Annotated in this window: 18 protein-coding genes; 13 read left to right on the plus strand and 5 right to left on the minus strand. The window is 62.8% G+C overall.

Annotated elements, in window-relative coordinates:
• Positions 1 to 11 precede the first annotated feature (11 nt).
• From AC5ZG1_RS21245 to AC5ZG1_RS21280, 8 genes are all read left to right on the plus strand, one after another.
• Positions 12 to 1,424: a cytochrome ubiquinol oxidase subunit I gene (locus AC5ZG1_RS21245; RefSeq protein WP_496133990.1), complete on the plus strand. Its 1,413-nt coding sequence runs from the start codon at positions 12 to 14 to the stop codon at positions 1,422 to 1,424.
• 2 nt (positions 1,425 to 1,426) lie between these two features.
• Complete coding sequence (gene cydB, locus AC5ZG1_RS21250; protein WP_456642733.1) at positions 1,427 to 2,413, plus strand: cytochrome d ubiquinol oxidase subunit II; 987 nt, start codon at positions 1,427 to 1,429, stop codon at positions 2,411 to 2,413.
• A 60-nt stretch (positions 2,414 to 2,473) separates the two neighbouring features.
• Positions 2,474 to 4,528 carry an FUSC family protein gene (locus AC5ZG1_RS21255; RefSeq protein WP_496133991.1) on the plus strand — a complete coding sequence of 685 codons (2,055 nt, stop codon included), beginning with the start codon at positions 2,474 to 2,476 and terminating at the stop codon, positions 4,526 to 4,528.
• Positions 4,525 to 4,731, plus strand: a complete 207-nt coding sequence (locus AC5ZG1_RS21260; RefSeq protein WP_028162150.1) for a DUF1656 domain-containing protein — start codon at positions 4,525 to 4,527, stop codon at positions 4,729 to 4,731. Before AC5ZG1_RS21255 ends, AC5ZG1_RS21260 begins: the two co-directional genes overlap by 4 nt.
• Positions 4,732 to 4,733: 2 nt before the next feature.
• The gene (locus AC5ZG1_RS21265) at positions 4,734 to 5,675 is read left to right on the plus strand and encodes an efflux RND transporter periplasmic adaptor subunit (protein WP_496133992.1); all 942 of its coding nucleotides are present in this window, start codon (positions 4,734 to 4,736) and stop codon (positions 5,673 to 5,675) included.
• 222 nt (positions 5,676 to 5,897) lie between these two features.
• On the plus strand, positions 5,898 to 6,548 hold the full coding sequence (locus AC5ZG1_RS21270) for a response regulator transcription factor (protein WP_496133993.1): 651 nt from the start codon (positions 5,898 to 5,900) through the stop codon (positions 6,546 to 6,548).
• Positions 6,549 to 6,778: 230 nt separating this feature from the next.
• Positions 6,779 to 7,177, plus strand: a complete 399-nt coding sequence (locus tag AC5ZG1_RS21275; protein ID WP_130227863.1) for a response regulator transcription factor — start codon at positions 6,779 to 6,781, stop codon at positions 7,175 to 7,177.
• Positions 7,178 to 7,479: 302 nt separating this feature from the next.
• A complete protein-coding gene (locus AC5ZG1_RS21280) occupies positions 7,480 to 9,015 on the plus strand; it encodes an ATP-binding protein (RefSeq protein WP_496133994.1) in 1,536 nt (511 codons plus the stop codon).
• A gap of 94 nt (positions 9,016 to 9,109) precedes the next feature.
• Here AC5ZG1_RS21280 and AC5ZG1_RS21285 read toward each other — a convergent pair whose 3' ends face one another.
• Positions 9,110 to 10,354, minus strand: coding sequence for an oxalate decarboxylase family bicupin (locus AC5ZG1_RS21285; RefSeq protein ID WP_496133995.1), 1,245 nt, complete (start codon positions 10,352 to 10,354; stop codon positions 9,110 to 9,112).
• 289 nt (positions 10,355 to 10,643) lie between these two features.
• Between AC5ZG1_RS21285 and AC5ZG1_RS21290 the strand changes: the two genes are divergently transcribed.
• Positions 10,644 to 12,938, plus strand: a complete 2,295-nt coding sequence (locus AC5ZG1_RS21290) for an FdhF/YdeP family oxidoreductase (RefSeq protein ID WP_496133996.1) — start codon at positions 10,644 to 10,646, stop codon at positions 12,936 to 12,938.
• A gap of 191 nt (positions 12,939 to 13,129) precedes the next feature.
• Here AC5ZG1_RS21290 and AC5ZG1_RS21295 read toward each other — a convergent pair whose 3' ends face one another.
• The 3 genes from AC5ZG1_RS21295 to AC5ZG1_RS21305 are packed head-to-tail and all read right to left on the minus strand — an operon-like array spanning position 13,130 to position 17,836.
• The gene (locus tag AC5ZG1_RS21295) at positions 13,130 to 13,540 is read right to left on the minus strand and encodes a thioesterase family protein (protein WP_028162156.1); all 411 of its coding nucleotides are present in this window, start codon (positions 13,538 to 13,540) and stop codon (positions 13,130 to 13,132) included.
• Positions 13,541 to 13,550: 10 nt separating this feature from the next.
• Positions 13,551 to 16,664: an efflux RND transporter permease subunit gene (locus tag AC5ZG1_RS21300; protein WP_496133997.1), complete on the minus strand. Its 3,114-nt coding sequence runs from the start codon at positions 16,662 to 16,664 to the stop codon at positions 13,551 to 13,553.
• Positions 16,661 to 17,836 (minus strand): efflux RND transporter periplasmic adaptor subunit, encoded by a 1,176-nt coding sequence (locus tag AC5ZG1_RS21305; RefSeq protein ID WP_165435367.1) that lies wholly within the window; start codon positions 17,834 to 17,836, stop codon positions 16,661 to 16,663. Before AC5ZG1_RS21305 ends, AC5ZG1_RS21300 begins: the two co-directional genes overlap by 4 nt.
• A 221-nt stretch (positions 17,837 to 18,057) precedes the next feature.
• Here AC5ZG1_RS21305 and AC5ZG1_RS21310 point away from each other — a divergent pair, with 221 nt between their 5' ends.
• Together AC5ZG1_RS21310 and AC5ZG1_RS21315 are read left to right on the plus strand one after the other, a co-directional pair.
• A complete protein-coding gene (locus AC5ZG1_RS21310; RefSeq protein ID WP_496133998.1) occupies positions 18,058 to 18,498 on the plus strand; it encodes a hypothetical protein in 441 nt (146 codons plus the stop codon).
• Positions 18,499 to 18,786: 288 nt separating this feature from the next.
• Positions 18,787 to 19,623, plus strand: a complete 837-nt coding sequence (locus AC5ZG1_RS21315) for a helix-turn-helix transcriptional regulator (RefSeq protein ID WP_456642725.1) — start codon at positions 18,787 to 18,789, stop codon at positions 19,621 to 19,623.
• A 61-nt stretch (positions 19,624 to 19,684) separates the two neighbouring features.
• On the opposite strand, the gene AC5ZG1_RS21320 is transcribed toward AC5ZG1_RS21315, so the two are convergent.
• Positions 19,685 to 20,035 carry a hypothetical protein gene (locus AC5ZG1_RS21320; RefSeq protein WP_456642724.1) on the minus strand — a complete coding sequence of 117 codons (351 nt, stop codon included), beginning with the start codon at positions 20,033 to 20,035 and terminating at the stop codon, positions 19,685 to 19,687.
• Between the two features lie 230 nt (positions 20,036 to 20,265).
• Between AC5ZG1_RS21320 and AC5ZG1_RS21325 the strand changes: the two genes are divergently transcribed.
• Positions 20,266 to 21,471 carry an MHYT domain-containing protein gene (locus AC5ZG1_RS21325; protein WP_496113845.1) on the plus strand — a complete coding sequence of 402 codons (1,206 nt, stop codon included), beginning with the start codon at positions 20,266 to 20,268 and terminating at the stop codon, positions 21,469 to 21,471.
• Positions 21,472 to 21,645: 174 nt separating this feature from the next.
• Positions 21,646 to 22,509, plus strand: a complete 864-nt coding sequence (locus AC5ZG1_RS21330) for an FAD binding domain-containing protein (RefSeq protein ID WP_456642722.1) — start codon at positions 21,646 to 21,648, stop codon at positions 22,507 to 22,509.
• Positions 22,510 to 22,512 lie beyond the last annotated feature (3 nt).

A 22,512-nucleotide genomic window follows, 5' to 3' on the forward strand; every position in this document is an offset into this window, starting at 1 on the left:
GGAGACTTCCGATGGATGCCACAGCACTTCTCCTGTCACGATTGCAGTTTGCCTTCACCATCTCCTTTCACATCATCTTCCCGTCGTTCACGATCGGCCTGGCCGCGTGGCTGACCGTGCTCGAAGCGATGCACATGCGTACCGGCAAGCCGGTGTACCGGACACTGTTCGAGTTCTGGCTCAAGATCTTCGGCGTTGCCTTCGGCATGGGCGTGGTGTCGGGCGTGGTCATGGGATTCCAGTTCGGCACCAACTGGAGCGTGCTGGCCAAGATGTCGGGACCGATCCAGGGGCCGCTATTGTCGTACGAGACGTTCACCGCCTTCATGCTGGAGGCGAGCTTCTTCGGCATCCTGATCTTCGGCCGCAACCGCGTGCCGCCATGGTTCTATCTGTTCTCCACTGCCATGGTGGCGCTGGGAACGACGCTTTCGGCGTTCTGGATCATGGTCAACAACAGCTGGATGCAGGCGCCGGTCGGCTATGTCCTGGAGAAGGGACAGTTCGCGCCTGACGACTGGGTGGCGATCCTCTTCAATCGCGTGGTCTGGGTGCGCTTTCCGCACATGCTGATCGCCTCTTACCTGACCGGTGCGTTCTGCGTGGCGGCGACCGGCGCGTGGTACCTGCTGCGACGGACCTATTACGTAGAGGCGCGGGTGATGCTGCGCATGGGCCCTTCGCTTGCGGCGGTGCTGCTTCCGATCCAGCTCTTCATCGGACATCTCGTCGGCGACTATGTCCACGATTATCAGCCGGCCAAATTCGCCGCGATCGAGGCCCGTTGGCACGACGAGCAGCCCGCCTCCGAAGTGCTGATCGCGGTCCCCGATTCGAGCACGGAGTCCAACAAATACGCGATCAGCATTCCCGTGCTCGGCAGCATCATCGGCAGCATGAGCTTGACCTCAAAGGAAGTCGGTCTGACGACATTCCCGCCGCAGGACCGGCCGCCGGTGATCATCCCGTTCTTCACCTTCCGCATCATGGTCGGCTGCGGTCTCGTGATGCTGGGGCTGGCCTGGCTCGGGACCTATCTCAGCCTCAAGCATCGGCTCGAGCGGAACCGCATGCTGCTCTGGGGTATCTTTCTCAGCTTTCCGCTGCCGTGGATCGCGATCCTCACCGGCTGGTACACCGCGGAAGTCGGCCGTCAGCCCTGGGCCGTCTATGGCGTGCTGCGCACGGCTGATGCGATGACGCCGTTCCTCACCGCGTCCGCCGCCTTGACCACGCTGATCCTGTTCGTTCTGGTCTACGCCTTCATCTTTTCGTTTGGCACCTACTACATCTATCGCCTGCTGCGCGCCGGCCCGGCCGGAATTCCGACCACGGAGCCGCGCGAAGCGGCACCGAACCGGCCCATGTCGATGGCCGATCAGCCCCCGGTCGGCGCACGCAGCTACATCAGTGCAGGAGAATAGACATGGTGATGTTCTGGGTAGCGCTGCTCGCAATCAGTATCCTGATCTATCTCCTGCTCGACGGGTTTGACCTCGGCGTCGGCATGCTGTTCGGCCTGGCCAAGAACGAGAAGGATCGGGCCGAAATGCTGCACACGGTCGCGCCGGTCTGGGATGGCAACGAGACCTGGCTGGTCGTGGCTGGCGTGATCCTGTGGGGTGCGTTTTCCGCTGCCTACGCGATCCTGTTGTCGGCCTTCTATATCCCCGTCATCGTCATGCTGCTGGGATTGATCCTGCGCGGCGTGGCATTCGAGTTCCGCAACAAGGCGCTGGCCTCGCGCTGGGTCTGGGATGTCGCCTTCTCCGGTGGCTCGCTTGTTGCGAGCTTCATGCAGGGCGCGATGGTCGGCGCGCTGGTCGAGGGACTTGAGTTCACCAATGGCGAATATTCCGGCGGCGCGCTCGGCTGGCTGACCGGCTTTGCCGTATTGTGCGGTATCGGCCTTTGCCTCGGATACGCGCTGCTCGGCGCCTGCTGGCTGGTGCGGAAGAGCGAGGGGGCGGTTCGCGCCACCGCGCGCCGCCAGATCCCGGTCCTTGCGATCGCCGTGCTGGTGTTCCTGATCGTCGTCTTCGCCCATGCGCTCATCGAGAATCTTCCGATCCTGCAGCGGTGGACCGATAGGCCATATCTGTTCGCGTTCCCGGCGATCGGTGCCACTGCGGCGCTGGTGCTTGCCACCAGCATCCTGCGCCATAACGATTACTGGCCGTTCCACATGGTGGCGACGATCTTCGTTACCGCCTTCGGGACACTGGCGCTGTCGTTCTGGCCCTATATGATCCCCTCTGTCATCACCATAGAGGAGGCGGCCGCGCCGCATTCCAGCCTCGCCTTCATGTTCTGGGGCGAGGGCTTGTTCGTGTTCCCGCTCATGCTGCTCTACATCGTGATCGGCTACCGCGTGTTCCGTGGTAAGGTCGGTCCCATGACCGATCATTACTGATGCGGCATGAGCTCGATTGAGATCAGCGCGCAGTCTGCCCGATGTGCATAGGTGAGGCAGATGACCAGGGCGGCGTCGCTTCTGCTTGATTGGACTGCGGGCCGGCTTCCCGAAGCAAGACGGCTTGCCGACCGGCTGCGCGTTCCGGCGTCGGCGCTGATGTTTGGGTTGCGCTTGTGGGCAAGCGTTTGCCTCGCCCTCTATCTCAGCTTCTGGCTTCAGCTCGAGATTCCGTCCTGGGCCGGTGCATCGGCCGCGATCGCCAGCCAGCCGCACCTCGGCGCTGCGCTGCGCAAGGGCTGGTTTCGCCTGATCGGGACGACGATCGGCGCTGTGGCGATCGTGGTGCTGGCAGCACTCTTTCCGCAACAGCGGGTCGGATTCCTGCTTGGACTGGCGCTTTGGAGCGCGGGCTGCGCTTTCGTGGCAACGCTGCTGCGCAATTTCGCGTCCTACTCGGCAGCGCTCGCGGGCTTTACCGCTGCAATCGTCGCAAGCGACCTGCTTGGCGCCACCGGTGGCGCCAATGGCGAGGTCTTCACGCTTGCGGTGAACCGCGCCAGCGAGATCTGCGTCGGCATCGTGTGTTCGGGCCTGGTGATGGCGATGACGGATTTCGGCGATGCGCCAAGGCGGCTGGCGAAGGAGATGGCTGCGCTGGCGACGGAAATCCTGGCTCAGCTCGTCGCGACGTTGTCGGAAAGGCGAGAGGGATCCCGCCGGATCGGCTTCGGTCTGGCGCAGCGGATCGGTGCTCTCGATCCCCTCATGGATGAGGCAGGCGGCGAGTCCTATGATGTTCGCTATCACATGCTGGAATTAGAGTCGGCATCGACTGGTCTTCTCCGCGCAATGTCCGCATGGCGAAGGGTGGCCGTCCATCTCGATCTGCTGCCAAGCGAAGAGGGGCGGCATGAAATCGGCCAGATCGCGCGCAGCTTTCCAACGGAGTTGACGGCGCAATCCGCCGGCGTTGCGATGATCGCACAAACCGATCCGGCGCGTTTGCGCAGGTCATGTGCTGCAGCCGTGCGTGAACTGCTGACGATGCGATGTGCGACGCCGTCGATCAAGCTGATCGTCGATGAGGCGGCGCGGTCGCTGCTTGCGCTTCGAAGGGCGTTTGGCGGCTTGCTCGTGCTGACTGATCCCGCGCAGCCCGTTCGGGCGCGGCGGCATGAAAGGTTTCCGGTTCCGGACTATGCTCCTTCGCTTCTCAATGCGGCACGGGCATTCACCGCGATCGCCGCGGTCGAATTGTTCTGGGTCGTGACGGCGTGGCCGAATGGCGCGCTTGCCGTCGCCTTTGCGGCGATCGCGCTCACCCTGTTCTCGGCGCGGCCCGATCAGGCCTATGGCATCACCATGCAGTTCATGGTCGGCGCCGCCATCACCACCGTGCTCGCGGCCATCGCCAACTTCGCGCTTCTGCCGCAGATGACATCCTTCGCCGGCCTCTGCCTTGTGATCGGGCTTGTTCTCATTCCGGCCGGTGCGCTGATGACCCAACCCTGGCTGCCGCCGGTCTTCATCGCGCTGGTCGCGACTTTCATTCCGCTGCTCGGGCCGGCGAACCAGATGACCTACAATACGCTCGCCTTTTACAATGTCGCGCTGGCGATCTTCGTGGGACTCGGCGCGGCCGCGCTTGCGTTCCGCATGGTGCCGCCGCTGTCGGCGGAGCTCCGTGTCCGCCGTCTGCTGCGGCGGACATTGCGGGAACTACGGCGGCTTGCCACCGACCGGCTGCAACTGACATCGGAGGCGTGGGAAGGACGGATCTACAACTACCTGCAGGCGCTCCCTGAAAAGACCGAGCCGACGGCACGTTCTGATCTCCTGTCGGCCCTGGTGGTGGGCAATGCCATCATCCGGCTTCGTCCCGTCGCCGGTCGCTTCGACCTTGATCAGGAGTTCTCCGTTGCACTGGATGCGGTCGCGCAAGCCGATATCGCGGCTGCGATCGAGCGCCTCGGAGACTTCGATGCGAAGCTTGCCGCGGTCGCGCCCACGACGCCGGGATTGCCCGTCAGGGAGCGGGCGCGCGGCAGCATCCTCGTGCTATCGGAAACGCTCGCACAACATAAGACCTATTTCGAAACATCGCCGCCATGAGCTTTTCGGAAGTCAACCTGTTTGGCGTCTACGTCGCCCCGCTTTCGTTGCTGATGGTGGCGGCCTGGCTTATCCTGGTCGTGTTGCGACGGATGGTGGCGGGCTTCGGCTTGCTGCGCCATGTCTGGCATCCGGCGCTGTTCGTGCTCGCGATTTATATCATTCTGCTTTCATGCGTGGTTTTGGTGGTAGCTGAGGTATAGCGATGTCTGAAGTTCAGACGCGATTGGCGGGCGATGGGAAAGCTCTGCTGCGCTCTTCGGCAGGCGGGGCGAGCCGCAGGATATCGCTCAGTTCCGCGATCCCGGCACTGCTCACGCTGGGCGCTGTCGTGGTGGCGGCGTTGTTGGGATGGTTCGCGTGGGACGTCTATATGGGGCGGCCGTGGACGCGCGACGGCATGGTGCGGGCCTATGTCGTGACCGTCGCGCCGGAGATTGCCGGGCGGATCGTCAACCTGCCGGTCGCCGACAACCAGATGGTGCGCAAGGGCGACGTGCTGTTCGAGATCGAACCGAACGACTACCAGATCGCGTTGGACGCTGCCCGCGCCCAGGTTGCGCGCGACCAGGCCGCGCTCGACTACGCGCGCGCCAACGAAGGACGGCAGGCGAAGCTGCGCGGAGAAGGCTGGGTGTCGACGGACGTCTTTCAGCAATCGGCAAGCTCGCTGCATCAACTGCAAGCCGCTGTCGCCGCGGGTCAGGCCATGGTCTCCAAGGCGGAGCTCAATCTCAGCCGTGTCACCGTTCGCTCGCCCGTCAATGGCTATGTGACGAATCTGCTGGCCCAGCGCGGCGACTACGCCAATATCGGCCAAAACCTGGTCTCGCTGGTCGACGCCGATTCCTTCTGGGTCGACGGCTATTTTGAGGAGACGAGCCTTGGAAGGATTCGCGACAATGATCCGGCGACAGTCCGCTTGATGGGCTACAGCCAGCTCATCCGTGGCCATGTCGGCGGGGTCTCGCGCGGCATCACTGTCACCAACGCGCAGCCGGGGCAGGGCGGGCTCGCGTCGGTCAATCCGATCTTCACCTGGGTGCGGCTGGCGCAGCGGATCCCGGTGCATATTCACATCGATCATGTGCCTGACGGAGTGCGCCTCGTTGCCGGCACCACTGCCAGTGTGGAAGTCGGCCGCTAGGCCTTCGATCCCGGTTGGCTATTTTGTCGCAGGCATAGCAGCAGCGCCGCGGGAGCATGGTTGCGTCCTGTTCCCGGCACCCCCGTAGAATTGCGGAGGTTCCGCTGATGTGTTCTAACGTCAGAGGTCAGGGATACCCGGAAAATCAGTTTTGAATCCGAAACATCCGTCTGCTGCCGTCCGCTGGAGTTCTCATTCGGCCATTGCATGCGGAGATGGCGCATGAATCCGTTTGCGTCGCCTCACGACCTGACGACGGGCCAGGAGTCAGTTGTCTTCGTCGTCGACGATGACGAGAGCGTACGACGGGCGCTTGCCAACCTGTTCCAATCGGTGGGCCTGGAGGTGCAGGAGTTCGGCTCCGCCGCGGAATTGCTGCACAGCAAGTTGCCTGATGTCGCGAGTTGCCTGGTGCTGGACATCCGGCTGCCCGGGTTGAGTGGGCTCGACCTCCAGCTCGAATTGGCCAAGGCCGACGTCCACATTCCCATCATCTTCATGACCGGTCACGGCGACATTCCGATGAGCGTCCGCGCCATGAAGGGCGGGGCGATCGACTTCCTGACCAAGCCGTTCCGCGATCAGGATATGCTCGATTCCGTGATGACCGCGATCAAGCGCGATCGCGAAAGGCGCGAGGCTGAGAAAGCCGTTACGGGCTTGCGAGAACATTTCGAGACCCTGACCGACCGTGAACGCGAAGTACTGGCTTTGGTGGCTGCGGGCCTCATGAACAAGCAGATTGCGGCGCAGATCGGGGTTGCCGAGATCACCGTCAAAATCCATCGCGGGCGCGTCATGAAGAAGATGGGCGCAAAATCGCTCGCCGATCTGGTCAGGATGGCCGAAATGATCGGAATTCGCCGCCGATAGCTGTGGGCGAGAAACCTAAGTATGATTCCCCGGTACCTTGATAGAGCGCATTTTAACGTTACGAGCGTGCGATCCGGGGAAGCGGTGCCGGCTTTTCCGCGCGACAAATGGGGAACGTTTGCGCGGCAGATCGTGTGCCGGACAAGAATCTAGGCGGGCTGACGATTCGAGGAAAAGTCATCGCGCGCTAGCGGATCCTTATTCCCCGTTTCCCCAAAAGGACAGCGATCTTGCCGACAACACCGATGATCTCCATCATCGACGACGATGCGTCCGTCCGTACCGCGACCGACAATCTGCTGAGGTCTTTTGGTTATGGCGTTCTCACGTTTGGGTCGGCTGACGAATTTCTGCAGTCCGGCGTGCTCGACCAGACCTCCTGCGTGATCGCCGACGTCAATATGCCCGGCACTAACGGCGTCGAGCTCCTGCTTCGCCTGCGCGCCCGCGGCAACGAGATACCTTTCATCTTTATCACGGCTTTTCCCGAGGCGGCCGTGTCCGCCCACGCCGCAAGCGCCGGTGCAGTCTGTCTCTTGACCAAGCCGTTCGAGACCGACAATCTCATTCAAAACCTTGAACAGGCCCTGCAGGGGCGTGATGGGCAAGGTCCGACTGTCAAGATCTGAATTCTTCGGCAGGCGGGTTTTTCCGACCCGGTCGGTCGCCAGACGGGACGGGTCCCGACGATCACCAAAACCGCATCGCGGCCGCCGTTCACGGCTCGTCCACTCCTGCCACACGGAAATTCAACGGCTCTTGAGTTGGAAGAACGAGTCTTGAGTTGGAAGAGCTCTTGCGCGACCGTAAGCAGGGATTTCATGATCGGGCGGCACAAGGAGCATTTGGCATGTATCCGGGCCAGCGTAGCAGCGAAACAGGTGCGCCCGCTTTGTCCGTCGATGCCCCGCGGCCATCTTCAGATTGGCGCTTGGGACTGACCGATTTCGATCAGACGCCCTGGGCGACGTTCTCCCGTTATGCGGTTGCGATCTTGTCGGTCGCTGCAGCTCTAATCGCCTCCAAGGCCGCGGTCGAGTACCTGAACATCGAACCGTACGTCTCGCTATTTCTTTGCGCGATCATGTTTGCGGCCTGGTTCGGCGGCCTCGGCCCCGGCTTGGTGTCGACTGCGCTTGCAGGTTTGGCGTTCGAGTATTTCGTGGCCTCTCCCATCAATTCGTTCGAGATCGATGTTCATCAGATCCCGCGCGTGAGTTTGTTCTTGATCACGGCGCTGTTCGTTAACTGGATCGCTGCGGCACAGCGAAAGGCGACGAGATCGCTGGAGCTTTCTCGCCGCGATCTGTTGGCTGCGCTCGAAGCGCAGAAGCGGACCGAGGCCCGGCTGCTGCGGAGCGAAATGTACCTGGCCGAAGCGCAGCGGCTGAGCCGCACCGGCAGCTTTGGCTGGAAGGTGGCGACCGGCGAGATCAGCTGGTCGGAGGAGACGTTTCGGATCTTCGAATGCGATCCGGCCACAACGCCGACACTGGAGTTCGTTCTGCGGCGTATGCATCCCGAAGATCGGGATTTCGTGCAGCAATTGCTCGAGGAGGCTTCGCAGAATGGCGTGGATTTCGGTCACGAAGCCAGGCTGGTGATGCCGAATGGCGCGCTAAAGCATATTCGCACTTTGGCCCATGCCGTGAAGGACGGTCCTGATGGCATCGAGTACATCGGTGCGGTGACCGACGTCACTGCCGCCAAGCAGGCCGAGGCCGCGCTCAACGACGCGCAGGCGGACCTCGCGCACGCCACGCGCGTGATCACGCTCGGCGAGTTGACGTCCTCCATCGCCCACGAGGTGAACCAGCCGCTGGCCGCGATCATGTCGAACGGCGAAGCCTGCCTGCGCTGGCTCGACCGCGGCGCGTCAGGCATGGAGCATGCGCGGCGCTCGGTGGAATGGATCGTCAAGGATGTCAGCCGCGCGGCCGACGTGATCGGGCGCGTTAGGGCGCTGGCACGCAAGACCGATACGGAGCGGGCGCTTCTTGACATCAACGAGGTCGTCAACGAGGCCCGCGTGCTGATGCGGCGCGAGCTCACGAGCAAGCAGATCACGCTGCGTACGGAGCTTGCGACCGATCCGCTGATCGTCCGCGCCGACCGGGTTCAATTGCAGCAGGTCGTCATGAACCTGGTGATGAACGGCATCGAGGCGATGCAGCCTGTTACGGATCGGCCGCGCGAATTGCTGATCCGATCGCAGCGCAGTTTCGATGCCGATCAGGCCATCCTGATCATGGCGGACTGCGGCGTCGGCTTTTCCGACGAGAACGCCGAGCGGCTGTTCAATGCGTTCTTCACCACCAAGTCGGCCGGCCTTGGCTTGGGATTATCGATCTGCCGCTCGATCGTCGAGGCCCATGGCGGAAAGCTGTCTGCATCCCGCAATGCCGGGCCGGGCGCGACCTTCCAGTTCACCCTGCCGCTCCATGAGGATGTCGGACGGGCGCAATGAGCCCGCCCGACTGCGATCAAGCCTTCGGCAAGATACCCAGGTTCATGCCTTGGGCATGATACCCAGGTTCATGCCTTCGGCATGATACCCAGGTTCATCCCTTCGGCATGATACCCGGACTGTTGTCGGGCCACTTGGCAATCATCGCTTCGTCGATGTTGAGATGCTGCGCTACCAGCTTGGGCGGCGTATGCGTGAGCCAGTTCGTCAGCGAGACTTCCTCGTAGCGAGGGGCGCGGAACACGCCGACGAATTGCAGGTCGGTGTCACCGACGTTCTCGACATAGTGCCCGTAGTTCTTCTTGACGTAACCGATGTCGCCCGCGTTGAAGTCCATTGTCAGCGCATTGGGGCCGGTGTTGAACACCGTCATCCGGGCCTTGCCCTTGATGTAGTATTGCCACTCGTCGGCGTTCGGATGCCAGTGCATCTCGCGGACCGCGCCCGGCTTGAGGGTGACCAGCGCCGAGGCCACGGTCGTTGCGACATTGAAGTTGGTGCTGTCGGCAACGTGAATGGTGCCGGCCTCGGACTGCTTGAGCGGGCGCGAGCCTTCGAGCGAGAAGATGAAGGGATGCGGCGGCATCTCTGCGTTTCTGCTCATCGCAGCGCGGTCGGCGGCCAGGTCGCCGGGCAGGGTGCCCTGGAATATCCAGAGATTGTGCAGCGGAATGTTCGCGAAGCTCTCGACGGGAACGCCAAAATTCTTGGCGAGCACTTCAGGCGGCGTGTGGGCCATCCAGTCCGACAGCAGCAGCGTATTGAACTCGTCGGCGTGGCCGTCATCGAAGCAGATCACGAACTCGCAGCCGTCGGGTCCGAGGCCCTGCAGGGAGTGTGGCGTGCCGGCCGGAAAATACCAGAGGTCGCCCGCCTTGAGGTCGCCGACATAAGGACGCCCCTCTGCATCGAGAACAGTCACGCGGCAGGTGCCATAGGTCATAATGGCCCACTCGGCGGCCTGATGCCAATGCAGCTCGCGAATGCCGCCGGCGGCGAGGCGCATGTTCACGCCGGATATTTCCTTCGAGATCGCGAAATCGTCGACCGTGACCTGCCGCGCCCAGCCGCCGTTCTGAATGCGTCTCGGTGCATTGTTGAAGGACGCCCAGGTCGTGGGCAGGCCGCCAACGTCGGTCGCGGGCGGAGTGAATGCGGATGGAAACTGTTTTGCAATGGCTGGATTCTGCGGACCGGGATCGGTCAGACTTCCAGGCGACTTGGCGTTGATGGCGCCCTGAGGCGGCTCGTCCGGATTACCGAAGCTTGCAGCATGCGCGGATGCGGTCATTGCGGCTCCGACAGCCGACGCTGCCAGAAGATCTCGTCGCGAGAACATGAGCTGATACTCCAGAAAGAGATGGTCGAACCGGCACAGATCCGCTCATCAGCGGCCCGTTCATCAAGACCTAGGCAGGCGCCGTTGGTTTTGCTTCCGTAATGACACGCTTTTTCTGGAACGCACTGCCGCGATGACAGATGACGCGCAGTTGCGTGAGCACGACGTGCAAGCTTCTCACGCGGCGAGCGGTGCGATTGTGCAAATCCCGCCTCGTTTTGGAAAGACATCGGTTGGACAGCTCTCCTTTACTCAACCGACCCTGGCATTCTAAAAAAGGCCTTTGCCGATGACCGTTCGCAAATCCATCCGTCCCTATCATCAGCCGGCCGGCGGATGGGGAGCGCTCAAGGCGTTGAGCGAGCATCTGATCGAGCAGCGCGTTCCGATCAAGGGCGCGACGACGCTGAGCCGGATGAACCAGCCCGAAGGATTCGACTGTCCGGGCTGCGCCTGGCCTGATCCGAAGCATACGTCGTCGTTCGAGTTCTGCGAGAACGGCGCCAAGGCAGTTGCGTGGGAAGCGACGGCGAAGCGCTGCACGCCGGAGTTCTTCGCCGAGCACTCCGTCACCGAGTTGTCCGGCTGGAGCGATTACGATCTCGAAATGGTCGGTCGGCTCACCCATCCGATGGTCTATGACAGGACGTCCGATCATTACCGTCCGGTAAGCTGGGACGATGCGTTCGCGATCATCGGCCGCCACCTCAACGCACTGCCCGACCCTAATATGGCGGAGTTCTACACCTCGGGTCGCACGTCGAACGAAGCCGCGTTCCTCTATCAGCTTTTCGCCCGCGAATACGGCACCAACAATTTTCCTGATTGTTCGAACATGTGCCATGAGGCGACCAGCGTCGGCCTGCCGCAGTCGCTCGGGGTGGGCAAGGGCACCGTGCTGCTCGACGACTTCGATAAGGCAGACTGCATCTTCATCTTCGGCCAGAATCCCGGCACCAACAGCCCGCGCATGATGACGAGCCTGTGGAAGGCGTCGCGCCGCGGTGCCGCGATCATTTCCTTCAATCCGTTCCGCGAGCGGGCACTGGAGCGCTTCCAGTATCCGCAGAATCCGGTCGAAATGGCGACGTTTTCGGCCACCAAGATCAGCTCGCCGCTCTACCAGGTGCGCGTCGGCGGCGACATTGCCGCGCTCAAGGGCATCATGAAGGTGATGGTCGAGGAAGACGAGGCCGCGCGCGCAAGCGACAAGCCCGAGCTCCTGGATTGGGATTTCATCCGTGGTCATACCGCCGGCATCGAGGCGTTCATCGCGGACCTGAAGGCGGCGCAATGGCCTGATATCGAGCGGCAGTCCGGTCTCTCGCGCGAGGATCTGGAGCATGCCGCCCACGTCTATCTGAAGGCCGAGCGCGCGATCATCGTCTATGGCATGGGCATCACCCAGCACAAGCGCGGCGCCTGCAATGTGCAGCAGCTTGCCAATCTCGCGCTCCTGCGCGGCCACATCGGACGCGAGGGCGCCGGCCTCTGTCCGGTGCGCGGCCACTCGAATGTGCAGGGCGATCGCACCGTCGGCATCACCGAAGTGCCGACCAAGGAATTCCTCGATCGGCTGGAGCATCGCTTCGGCTTCAAGCCGCCAGCCGCGCACGGCCACAACGTGGTGACGGCGCTCGAGGCGATGCTGCGCGGCGAGGTGAAGGTGTTCGTCGCCATGGGCGGCAATTTCGCCGCGGCGATACCGGACTGGCAGCAGACGCAGGCCGCGTTGCGCAATCTGGATCTCACGGTCCATGTCTCGACCAAGCTCAACCGCAGTCATCTGATCCATGGGCGCGATGCGCTGATCCTGCCGTGCCTCGGGCGCACCGAGATCGATATCCAGGCGACCGGACCGCAATCGATCACGGTCGAGGATTCGATGTCGATGGTTCATGCCTCCGGCGGCCGCAACAAGCCAGCCTCCGAGCATCTCCTGAGCGAGCCGGCGATCATCGCCGGAATCGCACGCGCCACCCTCGGCAACCGCAGCGTGGTGGATTGGGAGGCCTTCGTCGCCGATTACGACCGCATCCGCGATGCGATCGAGGACGTGTTCCCGATCTTCCAAGGCTACAACGCCCGCATCCGCGTGCCCGGCGGCTTCCATCTCACCTCGACGGCGCGCGAGCGCATCTGGATGACACCGTCGGGAAAAGCCAATTTCCTGCTGTTTGAAGGATTGGGCGAAGATAGCTGTGAAAGCGATCCGGAGATGCTCTGGCTGAGCACCATCCGCAGCCATGATCAGTACAACACGACGCTCTATTCGATGTCCGACCGCTATCGCGGCGTGTACGGTCAGCGCGACGTGGTGTTCCTGAACGAGGGGGAAATGAAGAAGCGCGGCCTTGCGGACGGCGACCGGGTCGATCTCGTCACGCTCTCGACCGACGGAATGGAGCGCAGCGTGCACAATTTCCGCGTGGTCGGCTATTCCTTCCCGAACGGCTGCTGCGCCGCCTATTATCCCGAGACCAATCCGCTGGTGCCGCTCTATGCGCACGATCCCATGAGCTTCACCCCGTCGTCCAAGGGGATTCCGATCCGGATCGTACGCTCGGTGAGGGAGCAGAACTAAGCGGGCCCGCTCTCTCCTCCCTCTCCCCGTTCTTACGGGGAGAGGGTAGGGTGAGGGGCTGCTTCCACGGATACGGTGCGAGTTGCACTCGCGGAGGCTCCCCCTCACCCGGAATTCAAGCTTCGCTTGAATTCCGACCTCTCCCCGCAGGCAGGGCGAGGTGGAAGTCCCGTAGCGACAGCAGGCCGCGGTCACGCAGCCGCATTCTCATTCACGCCGAACCGCTTCTCAAATTCTGCGACGTTGACGATGCCGCGGCGGTGGGTGCCTTCGCCGATCTTGCGCTCCTCGTTCCAGGCTTCCACGGCGAACAGGATGTGCCTGGAATCGAGCTCGGTGACGCGGGCGGTCGCGCGCACGGTCTGGCCGATCGGAGTTGCAGCGAGATGGCGGACGTTCACCTCCATGCCGACGCTGACAAATCCCTTCGGCAGCGCCGCTGAGATGGCGGCACCTGCGGCGATCTCCATGTGCAGGATCATCATCGGCGTCGCATAGACCCGCGGCATGCCTGGAACGAAATGTCCGACCGTCAGTTCCGGCGTCACGATGATCATCGTCTCCGCGGTCATGTCGAGCTTCAATAATTCACGTGCATCCATATCCACTTCCTTATTCTGCGGCTGCCGCGACCACTTTCTTGGCGGGACGCTTGCCGATACTGCCGAGCCATTTGCCCAGCCAGTCGAGATAGAGATAGACCACCGGCGTCGTGTACAGGGTCAGGACCTGCGACAGCATCAGGCCGCCGACGATGGTGTAGCCGAGCGGCTGGCGCAACTCAGACCCGGTGCCGGTTCCAACCATCAGCGGCACGCCGCCGAGCAGCGCCGCCATGGTCGTCATCAGGATCGGTCGGAACCGCATGGTGCAGGACCTATAGATCGCCTCTTCCGGGCTCAAGCCCTCATTGCGCTCGACCTCGAGCGCGAAGTCGACCAGCATGATGCCGTTCTTCTTGACGATGCCGATCAGCAGGATGATGCCGATAATGGCAATGACGGTGAGATCCATGCGCACGGCCATCAGCAGCAATAGCGCACCGATGCCCGCCGAAGGCAGCGTCGATAGGATCGTGATCGGATGGATGAAGCTCTCATAGAGCACGCCCAGAATAATGTAGATGACGATCAGCGCCACGCCGATCAACAGCGGGGTGCCCGACAGCGACGACTGGAAGGCTTGCGCGTTGCCCTGGAACGACGTCGCGAGCGAGGCCGGCTTGCCGGTTTCCTTTTCGATGTTCTGAATGCCGCTCACCGCCTCGCCCAGCGACGCGCTGGGCTTCAGGTTAAACGAGATGGTGACCGACGGGAACATGCTCTGATGGTTGATCAAGATCGGCGCCGGCTTGATCCCGCTCTTGACGAGCTGGCTGAGCGGGACCTGCTGGCCGCTCGCGGAATTCACGTAGATGTCCTTCAGCGCCTCGGGCCCGTACTGGAAGCTCGGATAGACCTCCATCACGACGTGATACTGGTTCAGCGCGGTGAACATGGTCGAGACGATGCGCTGGCCGAAGGCGTCATCCAGCGTGTTGTCGATGGCGGAGGGAAGGATGCCGAAGCTCGACGCTATTTCACGATTGACGGTGACGTCCAGCATCGGACCGGCGTTGGCCTGATCGCTGGCGACGTCGGTGACGAACGGCAGGCTCCTGATCCGTTCGAGGAAGATGGCCGACCAATGCGTCAGCTCGTTCGAATCCGCGTCGGTCAACGTGTACTGATATTGGGTCTTCGACAGCCGCGCGCCGATGGTGATGTCCTGCGCGGCCTGCATGTAGAGGGTGATGCCCTGGATGCGCGCGAGCTGCGGCCTCAGCCGATTGATGATCTCGTCCGCGCTCGCCTTGCGCTGTGGCTTGGGCTTCAGCATGATGAAGATGCGGCCCTGATTGAGCGTCGCGGTCGGCCCGCCCGGCCCGATATAGCTCGCCACCGAATCGATCGCGGGGTCCTTCAGCAGCGTGTCGACCAGCACCTGCTGCCGCTCGGACATCGCCGGGAACGAGATGTCCTGCGCGGCTTCGGTGATGCCGACGATCTGGCCGGTGTCTTCCTGCGGGAAGAAGCCTTTCGGAATGATGACGTAGAGAAATCCCGTCAGCGCGATCGTACTCAGCATCACCATCAACGTAACGAACCGATGGCGCAGCACGACCTTCAGGCCGCGGGCATAAAGCGCGAGCAGGGAATCGAAACCCCACTCGAAGGCGAGGTAGATTCTGCCATGTTTCTTGTGGCTGTCGTCCTTCAGGAGCCGCGAGCACATCATCGGTGTCAGTGTCAGCGAGATCACGAGCGACAGTATCAGTGAGGCGGTGATCGTGATCGCGAACTCCTGGAACAGCTTGCCGACATAGCCGCCCATCAGGAACAGCGGGATGAACACCGCGATCAGCGACAGGGTGATGGAGACGATCGTGAATCCGATTTCGGCCGAACCCTTGAGCGCGGCCTGCATTGGGGTAAGGCCCTTCTCGAGATGGCGCACGATATTCTCAATGACGACGACGGCATCGTCGACGACGAAGCCGACCGCGATCGACAGCGCCATCAGCGACAAATTGTCGAGGCTGTAGCCGAGTACGTAGAGGACCGCGAAAGTGCCGATCAGCGATAGCGGAACGGTGACAGCGGGAATCACGGTTGCCCAGAGATTGCGCAGGAACAGGAAGATCACCATCACCACCAGAGCTACCGTCAGCATCAGCGTGAACTGGACGTCGGCGACGGCGGCGCGGATGGTGGTGGTGCGATCGGCCGCGATCGTCACCTTGATCGCGGGCGGAATGGATGCCTGAAGCGTTGGCAATAGCTTCTTGATGCGGTCCACGGTCTCGATGACATTGGCGCCGGGCACGCGCTGGACCGCGAGGATGATCGCCGGCTGCTTGTCATACCACCCGGCCAGCAGGTCGTTTTCCGGAGCCTCGATCGCCTTGCCAATATCCCGAATCCGCACCGGAGAGCCGTTGCGATAGGCGATGATCAACTCGTCATAGGCGGCGGGATTGAGTAACTGATCGTTGGTGTTGAGCGTGTAGGTCACGCGCGGGCTGTTGAGCGTTCCCTTCGGCAGATCGACATTGGCGCCGGCGATGACGGTGCGGACATCCTCAAGGCTTATTCCCCTTGCGGCGAGCGCCTGCGGATTGACCTGAATGCGGATGGCGGGCTTCTGCTGACCGCCGATGCCGACCAGGCCGACGCCGGGAATCTGCGAGATCTTCGGCAGCAGGATGTTCTCGGCATAGGCATCGACCGTGGTCATCGGCAGCGATTCCGAGGTCAGCGCGATCAGCATGATCGGCGTCTCGGCCGGATTCACTTTCCGGATCGTTGGTGGGTAGGGAATATTCTGCGGCAGATAGGGGCTTGCGGCATTGATCGCCGAGAGCACGTCGACGGCGGCGCTGTCGACAGTGCGCGAGAGCTCGAACTGGACGACAACCTGGGCGACGCCGAGCGCGCTCGATGACGTCAGTTGGGTGACGCCGGGGATCTGGCTCAATTGCTGCTCGAGGGGCGTCGCGACAGAAGATGCGATAGTCTGCGGATCGGCGCCGGGCAGTTGCGCCGAGATTTGGATCGTCGGGTAGTTGACGTTCGGCAGTGCGCCGACCGGCAACAGCGGATAGGCGGCAAGTCCACACAGCAACAGCCCGGCCATCAAGAGGACGGTCGCGATCGGCCGGGCGATGAAAGGCGCCGAGAGGTTCATGGAATGGCCTTCTGCACCGAGCTTTGCAGATCGGCTTCGGTTGCGGCCTTGCCGTGCAATTCCTTGACGCGGCTGCCCTGCTGCAATCTGTATTGGCCATCGACCACGACGGTCTCATTGGCCTTGAGGCCGTCATCGATCAGTGCCTGCCCCTGGCTGATCTGGCCGACCTTCACGGAGCGCAACTGCGCGGTCCCATCCGGCGTCACCACGTAGACATAGGAGCCGTTCTGGCCTTGCTGGACCGCGGAAGCGGCGATGGTCAGCCCGTCTTTGCGGGTTTCAAGCAGCAGGTTGACGTTGACGAGCTGGCCGGGCCAGAGCCGATGCGCGGCATTCGGGAATTCGGCCTTGAGCTGGATGCTGCCGGTCGTCTGCACGATCTCGTTGTCGACGAGGAGCAGCTTGCCTTCATCCAGCTTGATCTTGTTGTCCTGACTGTAGGCGATCACCTTCAGCGGACCCTTGGCCATCTCCTCTTGGATTCGCGGCAGATAGCTTTCCGGCAGCGTGAAGATCAGTGAAATCGGTTCGATCTGGGTGACGACCACGAGGCCGTTCGGATCGGTCGGGTGAATGATGTTGCCGACGTCGATCTGGCGCACGCCGGTCACGCCGGGAATTGGCGAGGTCAAGCGCGTGTAGCTGAGCTGGATCTTGGCCTCGTCGATCTGGGCCTGATCCGCCTTCACCGCGCTCTGCAACTGCGCTACCTGCGCCTGCTGGGTCTGGATCAGTTGCGGGGTGGCATAGCCCTTGTTACCGAGCTGGGTGTACCGCGACAGATTGGCCTGTGCGTTCTCGAGCTGCGCGTTGTCGCGGGCGAGGTTCGCGGTCAGTTGCTCGATCTCCGCCTGATAAGGCCGCGGATCGATTTGCGCCAACAGATCGCCGGCCTTGACGGTTTGTCCTTCGACGAAGGTGATTTGCGTGATCTGTCCCTGGATTTGGCTGCGCACTAAGTCTGTATTGTAGGCGATCACCGTGCCGACGCCGGTCAGATAGATCGGGACATTGCTGCTGGCGACGGTCGTCGCGACCACCGGGATCGGCGCCGGCTCCGGCACTGCGGCGGCTTGCTCTGACGTCAGCGGGCGCTTGAAGTGCCAGAACCCGCCGCCCGCCAGCACCACGAGCAGAACGGCCACTGCGATCGCGATCTTTCGCTTCACGGCATGCCTCGTAAATGTGTTTGTCTCAACAGCCGCCTGGTGCCGCCGTCGTTGTTGTCGTGCCATCGGCCGGACAAGGTAGCGCTTCGGCCGGAGGCGAAGAGCCTACTGGCGATGACGCAGGTGACGGGAACGACACCGCCGGACTGAGACCCGCACTGCCCAGTTCAGTCGAGCCCAAGGGAACTCCGATCGGTCCCACGGATGACGATGTCGACGTCATGGGACGCACGATGCTCGTCGTGCCGTGCGCGCCGCAGCCGGCCGAGGAATGTCCCGACAGCCCGCCGCCATCGAAAACCGCTCCCGGTTTGCTGGCGGTGAAACAGTTTTCGTTTCCGAAACTCATGGCGGCGCCGGATTGCGGCAGCACCGGGCTCGTGCCGGGTGTTGCAAGTTCGGTGGAGCCCAGCGGAATGCCTGCCGGCCGGATGGCGGAACCCGTTGCCGAACCGAGCGGCGAGGCGAGGTTCGGAAATGGCTGCACGCCAGGCGTCGCTGCCTGCGCGGTCGCGGGTTCGAGCGAAATCGATTCGACGGCGAGCCACAGCGAAATGCAAGCAGCGAGTGCGGCGATTAGGGATCGTCGTCCGGACGTGCGCGAAAGCTGGTTTCGCCTCGACCGAAGCGGACCTGTCATAGGACGGCTCTCCGGAGGTTAAGCTCTCCGAAAAGTTACTTCCCGCCTTCCGCGACGGTATTTCAAGAACGCACGCCCTACCCGTCGAACGCACGCAGCAGATACCAAGGTATGATCGCCTTAGCCCCACAATATACGTACGTGAAAACGCCCGTAGAATGGAGCGAGCGGCGGTGCTAGATATTCTCCAAGGCACAAGTCGGAATGCGGCCGCTCCGAGGAGAGACGCTCAAGGAAGAGTGATCTCTCGATTGGTAACGTGTACAGGCCTTCCGGCGTACGGTCACCATGGCGACAGAGAGATGGTACCATGCCGCAGATTCAGCTTCGACGAGATGACAACGTTCACTTCAACGATGGTCTGCCGGTTCACGCGACTGTCCATGAAACACCATATCACCGCAAGACAGCCGCAGCTGAACGTCTCAATAAGTCGACGCAGGCCGCGGTGCTGCTGCCCGGCCGTCCTGTCGTCGATGACAGGATGGCGCTTGCGTTTGAACGCCTGCACCTCGTGCTCGCGATCGCAGCACAAGGTCATGCGGAAGGGAATGCAGCTGAGCGCGCCGCGCTGCTGAACGCCGCCAGTAGCCTCGATGTCTTCCAGCACAAGGCCGCGATCGAACGGCTCAAGGATCCCGTCATCAAATGCCTGTCGGATGCGCTCGCGGACACCGGGCAGGCCTATGACCGCCATGCCGGAATTCGCGCCGATGCGCTGCGGCTCGCCGTGGCCATCAGGTTGCTTGGGTTGCAGGCCGAGAACGGGTCATTCGTCAATGATCGAGCTGTCACGACGGTTCCTGCCGAGCGACCGGTCGGGGGATTGCAGAAGTGGCGGCTGAAGCGTGTCGCCGAATATGTCGACAGCCATCTGTCGAAGAAGATCACGCTCTCGGATCTGGCAGTCGTTGCGGGATTGAGCCGGATGCATTTCGCTTCGCAATTCCGGATCGCGACTGGCCTTCGGCCGCACGAATATCTGCTGCGACAGCGCATCCGCCGCGCCGACGAACTGCTTCGGCACACGACGATGACGATCGTCGAGGTTGCCCTGAGCGTCGGATTCCAGACCCAGGCTCATTTCACCACGGTGTTCAAGCGGATCGCGGGAAGTACGCCGGCTCAGTGGCGCGCGCTCCGTTAACGGCTAGGCCTCCGGCTACGCTCATTTGGCAGTCGCACGCCGTGCGGCCACCTGTGACGGCTCATCGCGCCGCCGCGAGCGCACGTGTGGCCTTGTCGAGTTGGGCGTTGCATTGCGCGGCATCCCCTGCGCGATCGGCGGCACGGGCAAGATTGAGCGCATTGAGCACGCGTTGGAGACGCCGCCCATATTTGCCTTCGGTGGCGGCGATCGATCGCGGCGTCGGCTGGTAGTTGCGCGTCGCGTCGAGACTCTCCTTCTGCCAACCCCCGGCGCCGGCGCGTTTCTCGATCGCGGCATCGGCCTGGGCTTGAACGCGCGCGATCGAGTCCTCGCAGGGACCGGCATGGCTTGGCGGAATCGTCAGAAGCAGGATGAGGATGGCGGCCCCGAACGGCGCGACCTTTTGCATGGGTTCGTCTCCTTGTGTGCGGCCAACTGTTACTTGGTTACCAAATGACAACGTTCGTGACGATGTCTTTCGCAATTGAACGTGCACGCGCAACCATAGGCTTTTCGAGATGACATCGCATCTGCGAAGGGAACAGGGCGTTGCTGCAGCGGTAGACTGTCTCTAACTGTCCGGTTATGTAGGGAGGCTAGGGAGGGGCCAGCCCGTGGAGACGGGCGGCCGAGACGATCATGTTCGAAGGACACGATCCCTATCTCGTCGCGCTGTCGGTGGCGATCGCGATCCTGGGTGGATATACGGGCTTCAGCCTGGCGGCGCGGATTCGCGGCACGCCGGGAGGCAGCAACCGCATCCTGCTCGCGGGCGCCGCCGCGTTTCTGGCTGTCGGCATCTGGACCATGCATTTCGTCGGCATGCTGGCGGCCCCGCTGCCGCCCGACACCGTCTATCTGGTCCTGCCCACGATCATCTCCTTTCTGATCTGCGCGCTGGTGGTCGGCATCTCCCTGTTCTTCGTCAGCATCGGCGAGCCGTCGCTCAGGCGCGTGGCCTCGTCGGCCGTGTTGCTCGGCGCCGGGATCGCCAGCATGCATTACGTCGGCATCCACGGTCTGTCCGGTCGTTTCATGATCGAGCACGACGACGCATTCGTCCTGTTATCGGTGATCGTCGCGATGGTGACGGCCTATGGCGGCCTGCGCGCCTTCCTCGCGCAGCAGGAAGGCTTTCGACTGGTTGTCAGCTCGATTGCCTTCGGTGTTGCCGTCTCCGGCATGCATTATACGGCGATGGCGGGGATGCATTTCGCACCGCTTGCGGCGGGGACGCATCAGCATCTCGGCGGCGGACTTGCTGCGTCGCAACAAATCCTTTCGATCATCGTTGCCGTGCTCTGCTTCGTGATCGCGGCTGGCTTCCTGCTGTCGCTGGTGCCGGATCCGCGCCGCCAGAATCTGGTTCCGGCGATGGCCGGCGAGGTCGTGTTGCCTGCCGATGCGCTCGTGCCCGAAACGGTCGCGGCTGCCGCTGTTGCACCGCGGCTGAGCGCGGCGCCGCTCGGCGGTGTCGGCCGGCCGCCCCGTTCGGCGCCCGCGCCGCGGCTGCCGGTGGAGGGGGCCGACGGCACGCACTTTATAGATATCGCTGACGTGCGCAGCGTCCGGGCCGATGCGCATTATACCCGGGTGCATGACGGGACTCGGGAGCGGATGTGTCCGTGGTCGATCTCCGAGGCCGAGGCGCAGCTCGATCCCGCTCTGTTCATGCGGGTGCATCGCAGCCACATCGTCGCGATCCCGCATGTGGCCTTCGTCCGCAGGGAGGGCGATGGCGCGATCATCGAGCTCGACGGCACTTCGCCGCATCGCGTCCCCGTCAGCCGCGCCAAGATCGCCGAGGTCAAGGCGCGACTCGGTCTCAGCCGTCGCCATGCCTAGGCCCGGCTCCGGCCAATAGGTCGCTGCGGTTGACGCAATTCGTGTCCCGCCATCCGCATTTCGTGCGAAAAACCCCATTCCGTGCCCGAACGATTGCGGTCGGGAAAAACCGGAGAGACCGTCCCGCCAACGTCCACGCGCCCGACCGGCGCCAAAGGACGATTGGAGGAAACGATGATCCCGGGACCTTTCAGCTATCACCGGCCGGCAACCCTGGCCGACGCGGTCAAATTGCTGGCCGATCTGGGCGACGACGCCCGGCCACTGGCCGGCGGGCACAGCCTGGTGCCGATGATGAAGCTGCGGCTCGCCACGCCCACTCATCTGGTTGATCTTCACGGCGTCGCTGATCTCAAGGGCATGCGCCGCGACGGCGACACGATCGTGATCGGGGCAATGACCACCCAGCACGAGCTGCTGGCCTCTGCGGCAATCCGGCAATCTCTGCCCATCCTGCAGGAGGCGGCGGCCCTGATCGCCGATCCCCAGGTGCGCTACCTCGGCACCATCGGCGGCAATGTCGCCAATGGCGATCCCGGGAACGACATGCCGGCGTTGATGATCGTGCTCGGCGCAAATTTCCGCCTGAGCGGACCCGGTGGTGAGCGCGAGGTCGCGGCGAGCGAATTCTATCAGGGCGCCTATTTCACCGCGCTCGAGCCCGGCGAAATCCTGACATCGATCTCCATTCCGGTGCCGCCGGCCGGTCACGGCTATGCCTACGAGAAGCTGAAGCGCAAGGTTGGCGATTACGCCACCGCTGCCGCAGCCGTCGTGCTGACCATGGCAGGCGGCAAGGTCGCGACCTGCGCGATCGGGCTGACCAATCTGCACGAGACGCCGCTGCTCGCGACGGACGCTGCCAACGCTGCGATCGGCAGCAATCTCGATGCGGCCACACTGAAGCAAGCCGCGTCCGCTGCGGAAGCGATCATGGCGCCGGCGGCCGACGCCCGAGGCCCGGTCGAATACCGCAAGCATGTCGGCGGCATCATGGTGATGCGCGCGCTGCAGCGCGCCGCTGGCCGTGCGGCATAGAGG

This window comes from Bradyrhizobium sp. Leo78 (assembly GCF_059512425.1).

Coding starts and splice junctions, on each gene's coding strand:
- AC5ZG1_RS21245 (WP_496133990.1), top strand. CDS start 12: ATGGATGCCACAGCACTTCTCCTGTCACGATTGCAGTTTGCCTTCACC.
- cydB (WP_456642733.1), top strand. CDS start 1,427: ATGGTGATGTTCTGGGTAGCGCTGCTCGCAATCAGTATCCTGATCTAT.
- AC5ZG1_RS21255 (WP_496133991.1), top strand. CDS start 2,474: ATGACCAGGGCGGCGTCGCTTCTGCTTGATTGGACTGCGGGCCGGCTT.
- AC5ZG1_RS21260 (WP_028162150.1), top strand. CDS start 4,525: ATGAGCTTTTCGGAAGTCAACCTGTTTGGCGTCTACGTCGCCCCGCTT.
- AC5ZG1_RS21265 (WP_496133992.1), top strand. CDS start 4,734: ATGTCTGAAGTTCAGACGCGATTGGCGGGCGATGGGAAAGCTCTGCTG.
- AC5ZG1_RS21270 (WP_496133993.1), top strand. CDS start 5,898: ATGAATCCGTTTGCGTCGCCTCACGACCTGACGACGGGCCAGGAGTCA.
- AC5ZG1_RS21285 (WP_496133995.1), bottom strand. CDS start 10,354: ATGTTCTCGCGACGAGATCTTCTGGCAGCGTCGGCTGTCGGAGCCGCA.
- AC5ZG1_RS21290 (WP_496133996.1), top strand. CDS start 10,644: ATGACCGTTCGCAAATCCATCCGTCCCTATCATCAGCCGGCCGGCGGA.
- AC5ZG1_RS21295 (WP_028162156.1), bottom strand. CDS start 13,540: ATGGATGCACGTGAATTATTGAAGCTCGACATGACCGCGGAGACGATG.
- AC5ZG1_RS21300 (WP_496133997.1), bottom strand. CDS start 16,664: ATGAACCTCTCGGCGCCTTTCATCGCCCGGCCGATCGCGACCGTCCTC.
- AC5ZG1_RS21310 (WP_496133998.1), top strand. CDS start 18,058: ATGGGACGCACGATGCTCGTCGTGCCGTGCGCGCCGCAGCCGGCCGAG.
- AC5ZG1_RS21315 (WP_456642725.1), top strand. CDS start 18,787: ATGCCGCAGATTCAGCTTCGACGAGATGACAACGTTCACTTCAACGAT.
- AC5ZG1_RS21320 (WP_456642724.1), bottom strand. CDS start 20,035: ATGCAAAAGGTCGCGCCGTTCGGGGCCGCCATCCTCATCCTGCTTCTG.
- AC5ZG1_RS21325 (WP_496113845.1), top strand. CDS start 20,266: ATGTTCGAAGGACACGATCCCTATCTCGTCGCGCTGTCGGTGGCGATC.
- AC5ZG1_RS21330 (WP_456642722.1), top strand. CDS start 21,646: ATGATCCCGGGACCTTTCAGCTATCACCGGCCGGCAACCCTGGCCGAC.